17 protein-coding genes are annotated in these 16946 nt (G+C 72.8%); 14 read left to right on the forward strand and 3 right to left on the reverse strand.

Annotated features, from left to right (window positions below; all coding sequences use genetic code 11):
- The first annotated feature begins 46 nt into the window (after positions 1-46).
- The gene (miaA, locus tag ACNQOV_RS13115; RefSeq protein WP_416395019.1) at positions 47-997 is read left to right on the forward strand and encodes a tRNA (adenosine(37)-N6)-dimethylallyltransferase MiaA; all 951 of its coding nucleotides are present in this window, start codon (positions 47-49) and stop codon (positions 995-997) included.
- Positions 994-1884, forward strand: coding sequence for a diaminopimelate epimerase (gene dapF / locus ACNQOV_RS13120; protein WP_416394954.1), 891 nt, complete (start codon positions 994-996; stop codon positions 1882-1884). Before miaA ends, dapF begins: the two co-directional genes overlap by 4 nt.
- A gap of 289 nt (positions 1885-2173) precedes the next feature.
- Here dapF and ACNQOV_RS13125 read toward each other — a convergent pair whose 3' ends face one another.
- A complete protein-coding gene (locus ACNQOV_RS13125; RefSeq protein WP_416394956.1) occupies positions 2174-2788 on the reverse strand; it encodes a class I SAM-dependent methyltransferase in 615 nt (204 codons plus the stop codon).
- A 61-nt stretch (positions 2789-2849) separates the two neighbouring features.
- Here ACNQOV_RS13125 and hflX point away from each other — a divergent pair, with 61 nt between their 5' ends.
- Positions 2850-4388 carry a GTPase HflX gene (gene hflX, locus ACNQOV_RS13130; protein ID WP_416394958.1) on the forward strand — a complete coding sequence of 513 codons (1539 nt, stop codon included), beginning with the start codon at positions 2850-2852 and terminating at the stop codon, positions 4386-4388.
- A gap of 205 nt (positions 4389-4593) precedes the next feature.
- Here the strand turns inward: hflX and lexA are convergent, their stop codons facing one another.
- Positions 4594-5238, reverse strand: coding sequence for a transcriptional repressor LexA (lexA, locus tag ACNQOV_RS13135; protein WP_022907347.1), 645 nt, complete (start codon positions 5236-5238; stop codon positions 4594-4596).
- A gap of 236 nt (positions 5239-5474) precedes the next feature.
- Between lexA and ACNQOV_RS13140 the strand changes: the two genes are divergently transcribed.
- From ACNQOV_RS13140 to scpB, 9 genes are all read left to right on the forward strand, one after another.
- Positions 5475-5840 (forward strand): LysM peptidoglycan-binding domain-containing protein, encoded by a 366-nt coding sequence (locus ACNQOV_RS13140; RefSeq protein WP_022907346.1) that lies wholly within the window; start codon positions 5475-5477, stop codon positions 5838-5840.
- Positions 5841-5938: 98 nt separating this feature from the next.
- Positions 5939-7063 carry a histidinol-phosphate transaminase gene (locus ACNQOV_RS13145; protein ID WP_416394961.1) on the forward strand — a complete coding sequence of 375 codons (1125 nt, stop codon included), beginning with the start codon at positions 5939-5941 and terminating at the stop codon, positions 7061-7063.
- Complete coding sequence (hisB, locus tag ACNQOV_RS13150) at positions 7060-7662, forward strand: imidazoleglycerol-phosphate dehydratase HisB (RefSeq protein ID WP_416394963.1); 603 nt, start codon at positions 7060-7062, stop codon at positions 7660-7662. The genes ACNQOV_RS13145 and hisB overlap by 4 nt, the downstream gene beginning before the upstream one ends.
- On the forward strand, positions 7659-8300 hold the full coding sequence (gene hisH, locus ACNQOV_RS13155) for an imidazole glycerol phosphate synthase subunit HisH (protein ID WP_416394965.1): 642 nt from the start codon (positions 7659-7661) through the stop codon (positions 8298-8300). Before hisB ends, hisH begins: the two co-directional genes overlap by 4 nt.
- A 95-nt stretch (positions 8301-8395) precedes the next feature.
- Positions 8396-9142, forward strand: a complete 747-nt coding sequence (priA, locus tag ACNQOV_RS13160; protein ID WP_402263895.1) for a bifunctional 1-(5-phosphoribosyl)-5-((5-phosphoribosylamino)methylideneamino)imidazole-4-carboxamide isomerase/phosphoribosylanthranilate isomerase PriA — start codon at positions 8396-8398, stop codon at positions 9140-9142.
- A gap of 4 nt (positions 9143-9146) precedes the next feature.
- Complete coding sequence (locus ACNQOV_RS13165; protein ID WP_416394967.1) at positions 9147-9983, forward strand: SseB family protein; 837 nt, start codon at positions 9147-9149, stop codon at positions 9981-9983.
- 71 nt (positions 9984-10054) lie between these two features.
- Positions 10055-10933, forward strand: coding sequence for a ParA family protein (locus tag ACNQOV_RS13170; RefSeq protein ID WP_402263890.1), 879 nt, complete (start codon positions 10055-10057; stop codon positions 10931-10933).
- Entirely contained in the window at positions 10917-11837 is a 921-nt protein-coding gene (locus ACNQOV_RS13175; protein ID WP_416394970.1) for a segregation and condensation protein A, read from the forward strand. Before ACNQOV_RS13170 ends, ACNQOV_RS13175 begins: the two co-directional genes overlap by 17 nt.
- On the forward strand, positions 11827-12516 hold the full coding sequence (gene scpB, locus ACNQOV_RS13180; protein ID WP_416394972.1) for an SMC-Scp complex subunit ScpB: 690 nt from the start codon (positions 11827-11829) through the stop codon (positions 12514-12516). The genes ACNQOV_RS13175 and scpB overlap by 11 nt, the downstream gene beginning before the upstream one ends.
- A 70-nt stretch (positions 12517-12586) precedes the next feature.
- Here the strand turns inward: scpB and ACNQOV_RS13185 are convergent, their stop codons facing one another.
- On the reverse strand, positions 12587-13486 hold the full coding sequence (locus ACNQOV_RS13185) for a hypothetical protein (protein WP_416395024.1): 900 nt from the start codon (positions 13484-13486) through the stop codon (positions 12587-12589).
- Positions 13487-13720: 234 nt separating this feature from the next.
- Between ACNQOV_RS13185 and ACNQOV_RS13190 the strand changes: the two genes are divergently transcribed.
- Both ACNQOV_RS13190 and ACNQOV_RS13195 read left to right on the forward strand, forming a co-directional pair.
- Positions 13721-14473, forward strand: coding sequence for a pseudouridine synthase (locus tag ACNQOV_RS13190; RefSeq protein WP_042724031.1), 753 nt, complete (start codon positions 13721-13723; stop codon positions 14471-14473).
- Positions 14474-14549: 76 nt separating this feature from the next.
- The gene (locus ACNQOV_RS13195) at positions 14550-16889 is read left to right on the forward strand and encodes an Ig-like domain-containing protein (RefSeq protein ID WP_416394974.1); all 2340 of its coding nucleotides are present in this window, start codon (positions 14550-14552) and stop codon (positions 16887-16889) included.
- The last annotated feature ends 57 nt before the right edge of the window (positions 16890-16946 follow it).

The raw sequence follows: 16946 nt of genomic DNA on the forward strand, positions 1-16946 counted from the left end.
CGCCGACCCCGCGCGACCCGCCGACCCCGCGCGCGCTGCCGACGCCGTGAGCGCTGCCGACGCCGCGCGCGCAGCCGACGCCGATCTGATCGCGGTCGTCGGGGCGACCGGCACCGGCAAGTCCGACCTCGGCATCGCCATCGCCGAACGCCTCCTCGCCGCAGGCCGACCGGCCGAGATCGTCAACGCCGACGCCATGCAGCTCTACCGGGGCATGGACATCGGCACCGCGAAACTCGGGGTCGAAGAGCGCCGGGGCATCCCGCACCACCAGCTCGACGTCCTGGACGTCATCGACGAGGCCAGTGTGGCCGCGTACCAGCGCGACGCCCGGGCCGAGATCGAGGCGATCCACCGCCGCGGGGCCGTCGCCCTGCTCGTCGGCGGGAGCGGGCTCTACGTGTCCGCGGTGCTGTTCGACCTGGCCTTCCCGGGGACCGACCCCGAGTTGCGGGCACGGCTCGAGCGCGAGCACGAGGAACGCGGCCCGGGCATCCTGCTGGAGCGGCTCCGCGGCCTCGACCCGTCGGCGGCGGCGACCATCGACGCGCGCAACCCGCGGCGGTTGATCCGCGCTCTCGAGATCGCGAGCCGGTCCGAGGTCGTGACCCCGAGCCTCCCGTCCGCGCCCCGCGCCTGGCGACCCGCGCGCATCCTGCGCCTGCACCGTGAACGCGCCGAGCTCGTCGACGCGCTCCACGAGCGCGCGGCGCGCATGTTCGCCGCGGGGCTGGTCGACGAGGTCGAGGGCCTCCGCGCGCACGGACTCGAGTCGGGCCGGACCGCGCGGGCGGCGATCGGGTACTCGCAGGCGCTCGAGGTGCTGCGCGGCGACGCGTCCGTCGATCAGGCGATCGAGGCGACCGGCGTCGCGACCCGGAAGTACGCCCGACGGCAGGTGTCGTGGTTCCGGCGGTACACGGACGCCGAGGTCCTCGACGTCACCGGCGCCGACCGGGCTGCGCTGACGGCGGCTGCCCGTAGGATCGTCCCGTGACCGAGCTGCACTTCACCAAGGGCCAGGGGACCGGCAACGACTTCGTCCTGTTCGCCGACCCCGACGCGTCGGTCGACCTGACCCCCGAGCGGATCCGCGCCATCGCGGACCGCCGGTTCGGTGTGGGTGGCGACGGAGTCATCCGCGCCGTCCGGTCCGAGTCACTGCCCGAGGGGCGCGCGCTCGTCGCCGAGGACCCCGCGGCGACGTGGTTCATGGACTACCACAACGCCGACGGCACGGTCGCCGAGATGTGCGGCAACGGCATCCGCGTGTTCGCGCGGTACCTCACCGAGTCCGGGCTCGTCGACCTCGCCCCCGGCGAGACGCTGACAGTCGGCAGCCGCAAGGGACTCGTCGACATCCAGCGGACGACCAACGGCTTCTCCGCCGACCTCGGGCGATGGGGCCTCGGCATCGAGGGCGGCGGCTCGGACGACGTGGTCGTGCGGGCGAAGAACCTCGACGGAGCACGCCCCGGGCTCGGCATCGACGTCGGCAACCCCCACGTGGTGGTCGCCGTCGCGACCGAGGACGAACTCGCCGAGGTCGACCTCACGTACGTGCCGGTGCTCGATCCGGTCCCCGCGGCCGGCGCGAACGTCGAGTTCGTGCTGCCCGGCGACCCGCTCGTGCAGGACGGGGTGGGACAGATCACGATGCGCGTCCACGAGCGCGGCAGCGGCGAGACCCTGTCGTGCGGCACCGGTGCGGTGGCTGCGGCCCTGGCGACGCGGTACTGGGCGGGCAACGGGGCGCCGGACACCTGGCGCGTGCGCGTTCCCGGCGGCGTCGTGACGGTGCGCATCTTCGCGGCGGAGGACGGCGAGCACGTCGCGCTCTCCGGTCCGGCGGAACTCGTCTTCTCGGGTGACCTGACGGTCTGACCCCGGCTGGGCTCCGGCCAGGAGGCGCGGCTCGGCTCGGCGACGCCGGTCGCGCTGGCCGACTGCGGCGCGCGGGCCGCGCTGCCCGGTCGCGCTGCCCGGCCGCGGCCCGCGGGTCGCGCTGCCCGGCCGCGGGCGCATCGAACCACGTTCCCGACATCGCGCCACCCGCTCGCGCTGGTTCGATGTCGGAACCGTGGTTCCATCCGGACCGATCGCCCGGCGCGCCCGGAGCGCCCGGAGTGCCCGGAGCGCCCGAGTGCCCCGGGTGCCGTGGACCGCCCCCGGCCTACTCGGCCGCGCGGTGCACCCGCAGCACCCGGAACCCCTTGTCCGTCGACGCCCGCGACACGTGGAACCCACCGTCGAGCGTGTCGTGCAACCACCGCTGCAGCGAGTCGCCGCCGAGGTCCTTCGACACGACCAGCCAGGCGTCGCCCCCGACCTCGAGCCGGGGCAACCACGTCAACAGGATCTGGTGCAGCTCGTCCTTGCCGACCCGGATGGGCGGGTTCGACCAGATCGTCCGGAACCGCAGGTCGGCGGGCACCTCGTCCGGCAGGGCGACGGTGACGTTGTCGACCCCCGCGGTCGCGGCGTTCGCCCGGGCGAGCCCCAGCACACGCTCGTTGACGTCGACGCCCCACACCTCGGCACCGGGGGAGTCGAGCGCCATCGTGATCGCGATCGGGCCCCACCCGCACCCGACGTCGAGCAGGGCGCCGTCGTGCGCCGGGGGCGGCACGGAGCCGAGCAGCACGCGGGTCCCGCGGTCGAGGCCGTCGGGGCTGAAGACCCCCGCAGCGGTGGTCAGCGTGAGCGGCCGACCGGCGAGGGTGACGTGGATCTGGCGTTCGCGGGTGTCCGACGACGGGTTCGCGGAGAAGTAGTGGTCGTTCGCCATGGATGAACCGTACCGGGAACCCCGTGTGTCCCGAGGCCCCGAGCGGTACCCTGTGGAGAAGATGACGGACACCACGAACCGAGACGCAGAGACCACCGACGACAGCGCTGCTGGTGTCGTCGAGCGGGTCCTGCGCAACGCCGACTCCCGCGCGAGTTCCTCGATCTTCGCCCCCGCGCAGGCGATCCAGACCCGATCGGTCGACGACCACGCCTGGACGGGCGACGGCGACCAGTACGACCGCGAAGACCGTGCGGCGCTCCGCCGCGTCGCCGGGCTCTCCACCGAACTCGAGGACGTCACCGAGGTCGAGTACCGGCAGCTCCGGCTCGAGCAGGTCGTCCTGATCGGTGTGTACCCGCACGGGGACGCCGCCGACGCCGAGAACTCGCTCCGCGAACTCGCCGCCCTCGCCGAGACCGCGGGTGCCGTGGTGCTCGACGGCCTGCTGCAGCGGCGCCCGAACCCCGACCCCTCCACCTACCTCGGCAAGGGCAAGGCAGAGGAGCTCGCGATGGTCGTCAAGGCGACCGGCGCGGACACGGTCATCGCGGACACCGAACTCGCACCGTCCCAGCGTCGTGCGCTCGAGGACGTGGTGAAGGTCAAGGTGATCGACCGGACGGCCGTGATCCTCGACATCTTCAGCCAGCACGCCAAGAGCCGCGAGGGCAAGGCGCAGGTCGAGCTCGCCCAGCTCGAGTACCTCCTGCCGCGTCTGCGCGGGTGGGGTGAGTCGATGTCCCGCCAGGCCGGCGGCCAGGTCTCCGGCGGTGCGGGCATGGGCTCGCGTGGTCCCGGTGAGACGAAGATCGAGCTCGACCGTCGTCGCATCCACACGCGCATGTCGAAGCTCCGTCGTCAGATCGCCTCGTTCCGACCCGCGCGCGAGGCCAAGCGCGCCGAGCGCAACCGCAACGAGGTCCCGAGCGTCGCGATCGCCGGCTACACCAACGCCGGCAAGTCCTCGCTGCTCAACCGGCTGACGAGCGCGGGCGTCCTCGTGCAGAACCAGCTGTTCGCGACGCTGGACTCGACCGTCCGCCGCACCAACTCGGCGAAGGGTCGCGAGTACACGTTCGCCGACACGGTCGGGTTCGTGCGCAACCTGCCGCACCAGCTCGTCGAGGCCTTCCGCTCCACCCTCGAGGAGGTCGGCGACGCCGACGTCATCGTGCACGTCGTGGACGGCTCCCACCCGGACCCCGCAGCGCAGCTCGCGACCGTGCGGGACGTCATCGGTGACGTGGGCGCCCGGGACATCCCCGAGATCGTCGCGTTCAACAAGTCGGACCTCATCGACGAGTCGCAGCGGCTCGTCCTGGTCGGCCTCGTCCCGGACGCCGTGTTCGTCTCGGCGCGCACGGGCGAGGGCATCCAGGACCTGCTCGAGGCGATCGAGTCACGGCTGCCCGAGCCGGACGTCGAGCTGACCGTCGTGGTGCCGTACGACCGAGGGGACCTCGTGTCGTCGCTGCACGACGCGGGTGCGGTCGAGCACGTCGACTACGTCGAGGACGGCACCCGGCTGCAGGTCCGCGTGTTCCAGCGTCAGGTCGCAGAGCTCGACCCCTTCGTGGTCGCGCCCGTCGCGTCCTGAGCCGTCCGGCGCGCTGACGCGGTCCAGGAGGCGCGGCGCAAGCCCGCCTCCCGCCCCACGCAGGCTGAGCGGTTCCGCCCGGCGCCGCACGACGAAAGCCGGTCCGAACCACGTCATCACGTGGTTCGGACCGGCTTCGGTTGTTCCTGAGCTCGCACGGCCGACCCTGCCCGACCCGGGTGCCCGGAGCCCGACGCGGTCGACGTCAGATGGAGCGGAGGACCGCGACGACCTTGCCGAGCACGGTCGCGGCATCGCCGAGGATCGGCTCGAACGCGGTGTTGCGGGGGAGCAGCCACGTGTGGCCGTCCCGCTGCCGGAAGACCTTGACGGTGGCTTCCTCGTCGAGCATGGCGGCGACGATGTCACCGTTCTCGGCCGTCTGCTGCGACCGCACGACCACCCAGTCCCCGTCGCAGATGGCGGCGTCGATCATCGACTCGCCCACGACCTTGAGCATGAACAGATCGCCCGTGCCGACGAGCTGTCGGGGGAGCGGGACGATCTCGTCGACGTGCTGCTCGGCGGTGATCGGCACACCCGCGGCGATGCGACCGACCAGCGGGACGAGGGTCGTCGCGTCGACGTCGGGGCCCTCGGTGTCGGGCGTCGGTTCGTCCACGAGCACCTCGAGCGCCCGCGGACGGTTCGGGTCACGACGGATCCACCCACCGAGCTCGAGCTGCCCGAGCTGGTGGGAGACGCTCGACAGTGAGGAGAGGCCGGCGGCGTCCCCGATCTCGCGCATGCTCGGCGGGTAGCCCCGGCTCGCGATCGACGCACGGATCGCGTCGAGGATCGCCTGCTGCTTCGCCGTCAGCGGCTTCTGGCCCCGCAGTTCGTCCGCCACGTCGTCTCGCCCTTCGTCGGTGCCGGGCCCTGCCCGCGGGAATGTCGGTGGTCCCCGCTTGACTTGTCCCAGTCGATCGAAACAGTATCCGACCGGTCACCGCCGGACAAACACCTGTTCGAGCGTGTCGGCAGAAAACCCACCAGAAATCTCCGCACAGGACTTGTGCGGCTCGTCATTCGAAACTATGTTCGGTACAGGACTTCGGTTCACCCGAACGGGAAGGCAAGAACGACATGAGCACCATCGCCATCGCTGACATCCAGCGCACCGCGCCCGCCGTGCGTACGCGCCTGCGCCTCACGCGTCGCGGTCGGGTCGTCCTGACGACGCTCGCCGCGATCCCGCTGCTGATCGGTGTGGCACTCGCCGTACTGAACGGCGGGCAGGCGTCCGCCGGCAACACCGAGTCGCACGCCCACTTCGAGACCGTGACGATCCAGCCGGGCGAGACGCTCTGGCAGCTCGCCGAAGAGACCGCGCCGAACGCCGACCCGCGTGACTTCGTGCAGGACGTCGTGAGCCTCAACGCCCTCGACGGCTCCGGTCTGCAGGCCGGGCAGGAGATCGCGATCCCGGCGCAGTACACCGCCGCGCACTGACGCGACGCCGGCCGCCACGGAGCGCCGCAGAAGTGTCGCGACGGCCCACCGTCCGGACGGCCGGTCGTCCGACCGCCCATGCGGCCTACGATGGATCGGTGGCATTCACGCTCGAAGACCTCCCGATCCGAGACGACCTGCGCGGGCAGAGCCCGTACGGCGCACCGCAGAAGCACGTGCGCGTGCAGCTCAACGTCAACGAGAACACGCATCCGGTGCCGGCTGACGTCGCCGAGGACATCGTGTCGTCGATCCGGCAGGCGCTGACCACCGTGAACCGCTACCCGGACCGCGAGTTCTCCGAGCTGCGCCAGTCCCTTGCGGACTACCTGCAGCGCGACACCGCGCCGGGGCAGTCGCTCGGCCCGGAGCAGATCTGGGCGGCCAACGGCTCGAACGAGGTCCTCCAGCAGCTCCTGCAGGCGTTCGGCGGGCCGGGGCGCAGTGTGCTCGGGTTCCCTCCGACCTACTCGATGCACTCGATCCTGGCCTCGGGCACCGGCACGACGTGGATCCCCGCCCAGCGCGACGACGAGTTCCGGATCTCACCCGAGACGGTCGTGGCGGCCATCCGCGAGCACCAGCCGGACATCGTGTTCCTCTGCGGGCCGAACAACCCGACCGGGACCCCGCTCCCGATCGAGACGATCGAGGCCGCGTACGCCGCGACCGACGGCATCGTGATGGTGGACGAGGCCTACGCCGAGTTCATGCCGGCCGACGCCCCGAGCGCGCTGACGCTGCTGCCCGGCCGCGAGCGCCTCGTCGTGTCGCGCACCATGAGCAAGGCCTTCGCGTTCGCCGGTGCCCGCGTGGGCTACATGGCCGCTCACCCGGCCGTCATCGACGCGATCCGGCTCGTCCGGCTGCCCTACCACCTGTCCGCCCTGACGCAGGCGGCCGCGGTCGCAGCGCTCCGGCACGCGCCCGCGATGCTGGCGATGGTGGACGACATCACCCGGCAGCGCGACCGCATGGTGACCGAGCTCGACGCGATGGGGTACCGCACCTACGAGACCTGGTCGAACTTCGTCCTGTTCGGGGGCGTTGCAGACCCGCACGCCGCGTTCGAGGCGCTCCTCGAGCAGGACGTCATCGTCCGTGACCTCGGCATCCCGAACCACCTGCGCGTGAGCGCCGGCACCGAGGAGGAGACCACGGTGTTCCTCGACGCCATGCGCCGCGTCGCCGCCGATCAGCCGCCGGTTAGGGTTGCAGCATGACCGCGCGCACCGCCACGATCAGCCGGAGCACGAGCGAGTCGAGCATCGAACTCGAACTCGACCTCGACGGCACCGGCACGTCCGACATCTCGACGAGCGTGCCGTTCTTCGACCACATGCTGACCGCGTTCAGCAAGCACTCGCTCATCGACCTCCGCGTGCGGTCGACGGGCGACACCCACATCGACGTGCACCACACCGTCGAGGACACCGGCATCGTGCTCGGCCAGGCGCTCAGGCAGGCCCTGGGCAACCGTGCCGGCATCGGTCGCTACGGCGACGCGCTGGTGCCGCTCGACGAAGCCCTCGCGCAGGCGGTCGTCGACGTGTCCGGCCGTCCGTTCCTCGTGCACTCCGGCGAGCCCGCCGGCTTCGAGTTCCACCGCATCGGCGGGCACTTCACCGGCTCGATGGTCCGCCACGTGTTCGAAGCGATCACGTTCAACGCCGGCATCACGGTGCACGTCCGCGTGCTCGCGGGCCGCGACCCGCACCACATCGCCGAAGCCGAGTTCAAGGCGTTCGCGCGGGCGATGCGCACCGCGGTGGAGCTCGACCCCCGCGTGGACGGCATCCCGTCCACCAAGGGCTCGCTGTGACGGCGGGCGCGAAGCCGAACGTCGTCGTCCTCGACTACGGGTCCGGCAACGTCCACTCGGCCGCCAAGGCGCTCGAGCGCGCCGGCGCCGACGTCACCCTGACCGCCGACAAGCAGGCCGCGCTCCGCGCCGACGGCCTGCTCGTCCCGGGCGTCGGGGCGTTCGGTGCCGTCGTGGAGCAGCTCGAGAGCGTGCAGGGCGGCGAGATCGTCGACCACCGCCTGGCCGGCGGACGTCCGGTCCTCGGCATCTGCGTCGGCATGCAGGTGCTGTTCTCCCGCGGCATCGAGCGCGGTGCCGACGTCGAGGGACTCGGCCAGTGGCCGGGCACGGTCGAGCAGATCCAGGCGGACGTCCTGCCCCACATGGGCTGGAACACCGTGGACGCGCCCGCCGACTCGGTGCTGTTCGACGGCCTGCACGACGAGCGCTTCTACTTCGTGCACTCCTACGGCGTGACCGACTTCCCGCTCGAGGCGTACGGCCCGTTCCGCGCGCCCCGGTTGACCTGGGCCGAGCACGGGCAGCGGTTCGTCGCCGCCGTCGAGAACGGCCCGCTCACCGCCACCCAGTTCCACCCCGAGAAGTCCGGCGAGCCGGGCATCCGACTGCTCCGCAACTGGGTGCAGTCGCTCTGAACCCGGCCACGGGTCCGGCGGCGCGGTGCGTGACGGACCCGCACCGCTCCTCCCGACCAGCGCACCGCGCCCGCTCCCGCAACGAAGACAGGACCATGACCGAGCTCTCCTCCACCACGCCCCTCGTCCTGCTGCCCGCCGTGGACGTCGTCGACGGCCAGGCGGTGCGTCTCACGCAGGGCGAGGCCGGCAGCGAGACCTCCTACGGCGACCCGGTGACGGCGGCCCGGACATGGCGCGACCAGGGCGCGGAGTGGATCCACCTCGTCGACCTCGACGCGGCGTTCGGCCGCGGCGACAACCGCAGGGTGATCGCGCACGCCGTCCGCGAGGTCGAGGGCGTGGCGGTCGAGCTGTCCGGCGGCATCCGCGACGACGCGTCGCTCGAGGCGGCCCTCGCGACCGGCGCGGCACGCGTGAACCTCGGTACCGCGGCGCTCGAGGACCCGGAGTGGGCGGCGCGCGTCATCCGGCAGTACGGCGAGCAGATCGCCGTCGGACTCGACGTGCGCGGGACGACCCTCGCCAGCCGCGGGTGGACCGAGGACGCCGGCGACCTGTGGGAGGTCCTGGACCGCCTCGAGGACGCCGGCTGCGCCCGCTACGTCGTCACCGACGTCACCAAGGACGGCACGCTGCAGGGGCCGAACGTCGACCTGCTCCGGGCCGTCTGCGACCGCACCGACCAGCCCGTGGTGGCGTCCGGCGGGATCTCGACGCTCGACGACCTGCGTGCCCTGCGCGCGCTCGTGCCGCACGGTCTCGAGGGCGCGATCATCGGCAAGGCGCTCTACTCGGGGGCGTTCACGCTCCCCGCCGCCCTCGACGTCGCGTCGGAGTAGCGGCGTGTCGGGCATCTCGAACGGTCGCGGGGCCGGTCCCGAGGTCCCGGACGGCACCGGGCACCCGGACGACGCCCACACCCCCGGCGGCGCCGCCGACTCGGCCGGCACCGCGTGGGCCGGGCGTACGTTCGACCAGCACGACACGACCTTCGACGACGACGACGGACTCGCCGACCCGGCGGTCGTCGACGCGATCAGGGCGCTGCCCGACGGCGGCTCCCAGCGGGCGGTGGTCGACGCGCTCCGCACCGCGCGGCTGCTCATCCCGCTCATCGCCGAGGCCGGCGACGTCGGCCACACCGACACCGGCAAGCTGGTCGACAAGACGCAGGAGCTCTCGATCGTCACGGTCGCCGGCCCGGACGGCCGGAGCGTGATGCCCGCGTTCACCTCGGTCGAGACGATGCGGACCTGGGACGCCGACGCCCGGCCGGTCCCCGCCGATTCGCGTCGGGTCGCGATGGCCGCCGCGAGCGAGGAGACCCAGCTCGTGGTCCTCGACCCGACGGCACCGACCGAGTTCGTGCTCCGCCGTCCCGCCGTGTGGGCGATCGGGCAGGACCTGCCGTGGACGCCCTGCTTCGAGGACCCAGAGGTCGCCCAGGCCTTCGCCGACTCCGTCGCGGGGGAGCGTGCCGTGGCGCGGGTCGAGCTCGCCCCGGGGGACCCGCTCGGACGCTTCGCCGGTGCGGAGCTGACGGTGGGCCTGGCGCTGCACCCGGGTCTCGACCAGTCCCAGGTGCAGGAGCTCGTCGGACGCCTGCAGCAGCGCTGGACGGCGGACGCCGTCATCGCGGACCGCGTGGACAGCATGCGGGTGGCGCTGCGCCCAGCGTGAGTCGCGCCTCCTGGCCCCGTCCTGCGGCGGTGCGGCCAGGCCCGGCGGCCGGTCGCCGGTACGATGACGGGGTGAGCACGAACCCGACGACCAGCCCCGGAACCGGCGAGACCACCTACGGTCCGACCGGACGGCCCGTCCGGCAGTTCGCGGTGCCCGAGGAGCTCGACGGCCACGGTCCCGCTCGCATCATCGCGCTGTGCAACCAGAAGGGCGGCGTCGGCAAGACGACGACGTCGATCAACCTCGGCGCGGCGCTGGCCGAGTACGGCCGCAAGGTCCTCGCGGTGGACTTCGACCCGCAGGGCGCGCTGTCGGCGGGTCTCGGCGTGCGGACCCACGACATCCCCACCGTCTACGACCTGCTGATGGGCTCGATCAAGGACCCGAACCAGGTCATCCAGCCGACGAACACCCCGTACCTCGACGTCATCCCGGCGAACATCGACCTGTCCGCGGCCGAGGTCCACCTGGTGAACGAGGTCGCCCGCGAGCAGATCCTCGCGAGCGTGCTGCGCAAGGTCCAGAACGACTACGACGTGATCCTCGTCGACTGCCAGCCGTCGCTCGGTCTGCTGACCGTGAACGCCCTCACCGCGGCGCACGGGGTCCTCATCCCGCTCGAGTGCGAGTTCTTCGCGCTGCGTGGTGTGGCGCTGCTCATCGAGACGATCGACAAGGTGCGCGACCGCCTCAACCCGGCGCTGCAGCTCGACGGGATCCTCGCCACGATGTACGACTCGCGCACGCTGCACTCGCGCGAGGTCATGGAGCGCGTCGTCGACACCTTCGACGACCGCGTGCTCGACACCGTCATCGGTCGCACCGTGAAGTTCCCCGACGCCACCGTCTCGGCACGGCCGATCACGCAGACCGCGCCGGACCACCAGGCCGCGCACGCGTACCGCCAGCTCGCCAGGGAGCTCGTCGAGCGTGGCGCCGTCGCCTGACGCCGACCCTGCCGAGGCGTCGGCGCGGCCGGACCGCGTCGCCGACCCTGCCGAATCGGCGGCGCGGCCGGACCGCGTCGCCGACACGCAGTCCGCTCCGGCCGGCACGCAGACCGCGCCCGGCTTCCGGGTCCGACTCGCCGGGTTCGACGGCCCGTTCGACCTGCTCCTCTCGCTCATCACGAAGCACGAACTCGACATCACCGAGGTGTCGCTCGGCGCGGTGACGGGGGAGTTCATCGCGTACGTGCGACAGGCCGAGTCCCAGGACGAACTCGACGAGGCGAGCGAGTTCCTCGTCGTCGCCGCGACCCTGCTCGACCTGAAGATCGCGGGGCTGCTGCCGCAGGGCGAGCTCGTCGACGCCGAGGACGTGGCCCTGCTCGAGGCCCGCGACCTGCTCTTCGCCCGACTGCTGCAGTACCGGGCGTTCAAGCAGGCCGCCGACTGGTTCGGGTCGCGGTGGTTGACCGAGTCCCGACGCCACGTCCGGAGCGTCCGGCTCGAGGAACGGTTCCGCGCCCGGACGCCCGAGCTCGTCTGGACCCTGTCGGTGCAGGACTTCGCCGCACTCGCCACCCTGGCGTTCGCGCCGCGCGAGCTCCCGACGGTCGGGCTCGACCACCTGCACGCCCCGCTCGTGAGCATCCGCGAGCAGGCGGCGATCGTCGTCTCGATCCTCCGCACGCGTGCCGACGAGGACGTCTCGTTCCGCGAGCTGGTCGCCGGCGTCGCGGAGACGGGTATCGTGGTGGCTCGCTTCCTCGCGATCCTGGAGCTGTACCGGAACGCGTCCATCTCGTTCGAACAGCTCGAACCGCTCGGGGAGCTGACGCTGCGGTGGACCGCCGACGACTGGTCCGACGAGAGCCTCGCCGACCTGGGAGCCGACTATGACGGATGACGTGCACGACGGCTCCAGTGCCGAACCCGGCGGCGCCGACGAGATGGCCGACGCCCGAGCGATCGAGCGCGAGATCCACGAGGCGCACGAGCGTGCCGCCCGGCCGGAGATCCCCGTCGACCGACAGCTCGAGGCGATCCTCATGATCGCCGACGAACCCCAGTCGCTCGTGTCCCTCGGCGCCGCCGTCGGTGCGCCCGTCCCCGCCGTCCGACAGGCCATCGAGCGCCTCGTGGCGGACTTCGACGGCGTCGACGGCACGATCCGTCGCGGGTTCGAACTCCGCGAGGTCGGCGGCGGCTGGCGCTTCTACGTCCGGCAGGACCTCGACGACGTCGTCGAGCAGTTCGTCGAGGCCGAGCGCCCCTCCCGCCTGTCGCAGGCCGCGCTCGAGACCCTCGCGGTCGTCGCGTACAAGCAGCCGATCACCCGGTCGCAGATCGCCGCGATCCGCGCCGTCAACGTCGACGGCGTCGTCCGCACGCTCGTCGCGCGCGGGCTCATCGAGGAGTCGTTCACCGACGCCGAGACCGGCGCCATCAACTACGTCACGTCCGACCTGCTCCTGCAGCAGCTCGGCATCAACTCGCTCGACGAGCTGCCGCTCATCTCGCCCCTCCTGGACGACGGTGCCGACGGCTTCGAGCAGAACGAAGGGATCCCCGATGGCCGCGTATGAGGAAGAACGACGAGGCGGCCCACGGGGCGGTGCGGGTGGCCGCGCCGGTTCGGGTCGGCCTGGAGGCGCGTCACGCGACCGCATCGCCGGCTCCGGCCGTGCGGGTGGCCGGTCCGAGGGCGCGGGTCGCGACGAGCGCGGTGGGTACCGCGGGCGCGACGAGCGCCCGGCCTCCGGCCGACGGGACGACGACCGTGGCGGCTCCCGTGGGCGTGACGACCGGGGTGCCGGCGGCGGGTACCGGGGTCGTGACGAGCGTCCGGCGTCCGGTGGGGGCTACCGGGGTCGTGACGAGCGTCCGGCGTCCGGCGGCGGGTACCGGGGTCGTGTCGAGCGTCCGGCGTCCGGCGGCGGGTACCGGGGCCGCGATGACCGTCCGGCGTCCGGTGGGGGCTACCGGGATCGTGACGAGCGTCCGGCGTCCGGTGGGTACCGGGGTCGCGACGACCGTGCAGGATCGGGCCGCCGCGACGACGACCGTGGTGGGTACCGCGGCCGGGACGACCGTCGTGATGCTCCGCGCCGCGACGACCGCGGAGCCGAACGCGGTCGGTTCGTCGGCCGCGAGGACGACCGCCGCGGCGGTGACCGCGGGGGCTTCGTCCGCCGTGACGACGACCGTGGTGGGTACCGGGGCCGTGATGACCGTCGTGATGCGCCGCGCCGTGACGACGACCGTGGTGGGTACCGCGGCCGCGACGACCGTCGTGATGCTCCGCGCCGGGACGACGACCGTGGCGGCTACCGGGGCCGTGACGATCGTCGTGATGCGCCGCGCCGTGACGACGACCGTGGTGGGTACCGCGGCCGTGACGACCGTGCGGGTTCCGGCCGGACGGGCGACGACCGCGGTGGGTACCGCGGCCGTGACGACCGTCGCGATGCCCCCCGTCGCGACGACGACCGCCGCCGCGACCCCGCCCGCGAGGACCGTCGGGCACCCGACGGCCGCCCGAGCACCGTCTGGCACAACGGCCGCCGGTACGTCGGCGGCACCACGACGGCGCGCAACGGCGACCGTCCCCGGGGCGGCGGGCCGCGCGGCACCGACCGGCGCACCACACCGCGCCCCGAGGGCACGCGTGACCAGCAGGGCCAGCCGCTCGAGGGCACGCCCGAGCGCCCGATCATCCCGGACTGGGACGCGGCGGACGCGACGGCGGGTGGCGGGGCCGCACCGTCCCTCCAGGCAGAGGGTGAGCGCCTGCAGAAGGTGATCGCCGCTGCGGGCGTGGCGTCCCGACGCGTCGCGGAGAACCTGATCGTCGAGGGCCGCGTGACCGTGAACGGCGAGGTCGTCGACGCGCTCGGCCGCCGCGTCGACCCGGAGACCGACGAGATCGCGGTGGACGGCGTCCCCGTGCAGATCGACACGTCGCGCCGCTACGTCGTCCTCAACAAGCCGACCGGCATCGTGTCGAGCCTGCAGGACGAGCGCGGTCGACGCGACCTCTCGGAGTTCGTGGACCGCTACGAGGAACGGCTCTTCAACGTCGGGCGACTCGACACCGAGACGTCCGGGCTGCTCGTCCTGACGAACGACGGCGACCTCGCGCACGTGCTCGCGCACCCCTCGTTCGGCGTGATGAAGACGTACATCGCGAAGGTCCGGGGCAACGTGAACCCGGGCACCGTGCAGCGTCTGCTCGACGGGGTCGACCTCGAGGACGGGCCCATCGCGGCCGACAAGGTGCGGCTGCTGGAGTCCTCCCGCGGGGAGTCGCTCGTCGAGATCACGCTGCACTCGGGTCGGAACCGGATCGTGCGCCGCATGCTCGACGAGGTCGACCACCCGGTGCTCGAGCTCGTCCGGCGCTCGTTCGGACCGCTGCACCTCGGATCGCTGCCCATCGGCAAGACCCGGGAGCTGTCGACGGTCGAGCTCGGGAAGCTCCTCCGCATCGCTCGCGACGCCAAGGGCGTGCCGGCCGACGGCGCGGAGGACTCCACCGACTAGGAGCACATCACAGTCGGAAGTATTTCATATTCACAATCTAGAGTCGTGCCGCCTCGTCCGACTCCAGAAAGTGCACATGAACACGCTCACCCGACGATCCGTCGCGGCAGCGGGAGCCTTCGCGCTCGCCGCTGCTGCGACGGGGATCGCCTTCACGTCCTCGCCGGCCGCTGCCGCGCAGACGGACGTCCCCCGCCAGCCCCTGCCGACCGAGTTCACGCTCGCCGTCCCGAGTGACGACGGCACCACCCTCGCCTGGACCGGCGCGCCCGACCGCTCCGAGCTGCGGGAGTACGCCAGTCCCGCCGCCGCAGCCGACGCGGGACTCACGCCGTTCTCCCTCATCCCGGACGACAACGGCTTCGCCAAGATCGTCGCGGGTGGTGCGTCGTTCGGGTACTGCCTGTACCTCGGCCAGACCACTGCCGGCACGGTCGGCGCCAGCATCAGCAAGGACCGCTGCGGTGTCGCCGCGTCGAACTGGACGGTCACCGACGGCCGGATCACCTCGCCGTACGGGTACGCCCTCGGCAACGAGACCGCCCGTGTCGACGGCACGGCCGGACTCGCCGCGACCGCCTCGGCCACCGGCGCGGACTTCGGCATCGAGACCGGCTTCGCGGACGCCGTCCCGCCGACGACGTTCGACGTGACGTCCCCGACGACGAACGACCCGAACGACCGTGCGGTCCTCCGGGGCCGGACCGCGCCGTCGAGCACCGTCCTCGTCACCGACCGCAGGGGCGCCAGCCTGGTCCGGGGCACCGTGTTCACCGACGCCACGGGTGCGTGGGAAGCGCACATCGACTCCCCGCCCCGGGGCGTCACCGAGCTCGACGTCCTCGTGACGGTGTCCACCGGGCAGACCGTCCGCGAGCGGAGCTGGGGGACCGTCTCCTACGGCGCCGGCATCAGCGCCGCGTCGGACACCACACCGATCGGGGTCGACGGGACCACCGCCATCACGGGGACGGGCGACCCCGGTGCCGCAGTCCGGGTCGTGACGGGTGGCCGGGCCGACCCGGTCGTGGTCGGGCGCGACGGGACGTGGACGATCGACGTCACGGTGGACCGGGCGAAGCGGGCAGCGACGTCGTCGGTCGTCCTCGAGATGGCCGGCGTCGGCGGACAGCGCACCGTCGTGCCCGTCGCCGTCCGGGCCGCATCGCTCGACGCCGACGTCGTGTTCCCGGCCGACGCGGCCGAGTCCGCCTACGTCGAGGGCGACGCCGAGCCCGGATCGACGATCGAGGTCCGCGCGACGGACGGTGCGGCCGTCGGGACGGCGACGACCGACGCCCGCGGTCACTTCGAGGTCGAGGTCGGCGCGCCGGACGCCAGCGGGCGGAAGGACCTCCGGGTCGTCGAGCGTTCGGACGGCGAGGTCGTCGCGCAGGACGACGTGACGGCGGACTACGGCGCGCCCGTGCGGATCCTCTCGCCGTCGACGGGTGGGACCCTCACGCCGGGGTCCGAGGTCGTCGGCACCGGGGAGCCCGGTGCCGAGGTCGCGCTCGAGCTCGGCGGGAAGACCGTGCACACCATCGTGGACGCGGACGGCGAGTGGAGCGCACGGTTCGGCGACGCCGGCGACCGTCCCTTCGCGCTGACGATCCCGGACGCCCTGCGCTTCACCGAACGCAGCAAGCCGGCGATCACCGGTACCGGCACCCCCGGTGCCGTCGTCCGCTTCCAGCCCACCGCCGGCGACGACACCGGACACACGGACACCACCGTGCGCCCCGACGGCACCTGGCGCATCGCGGGCGCCGACCTGCGACTGACCGTCGGGCAGCGCTACGACGCGGCGGTCGTGCAGCGACCCGGTTCCGCCGACGAGCACACCGAACGCGTCCGGCTCGAGAGCGACCTGCGCCCGATCACCGTGACCTCGCCGGAAGCCGGGGCGACGATCTCGCCCGACCACGGGTACGTCACGTTCAGCGGGACCGCCTCGCCCGGCGACCAGCTCGCCGTGCGCGTTCCCGGCGGCGACCGCGTCGCCAGCACGGTCGTCCGCGCCGACGGCACCTGGACCATCCCGGACGTGCTGTTCCCGCAGGGGCAGCACACCGCGCGGATCGTCGGACTGTACGGAGACGTCGACGTGTCCTTCACCGTGGCGTCCGACACCGGCTCCCAGCTCCGCATCACCTCGCCGACCGAGGGCAGCACCGTCGACGCCGACCCCGACTTCACGAACCCGGGCGTGCGGTTCAGCGGGACGGCGGCGCCCGGCGCGTACGGCGGCATCGTGGACCTCCGGGACGGCACGGTGCGCGGGTTCCAGGTGGACGCCTACGGGGCGTGGCAGCAGACCCTGCCGCTCCGCGAGGGCGCCAGCCACGTGCGCGTCACCGACACGGTGAACGCCCCCGTCGAGCTGCGCTTCACCACGCGCTGGCCGGTCGGCTGACCGATCCGCGCCCCTCGACGGCTGCGCCCCGCACGGAACCCGTGCGGGGCGCTGCCG

The organism is Curtobacterium sp. LFS084, from assembly GCF_047977705.1.
Lineage (GTDB): Bacteria > Actinomycetota > Actinomycetes > Actinomycetales > Microbacteriaceae > Curtobacterium.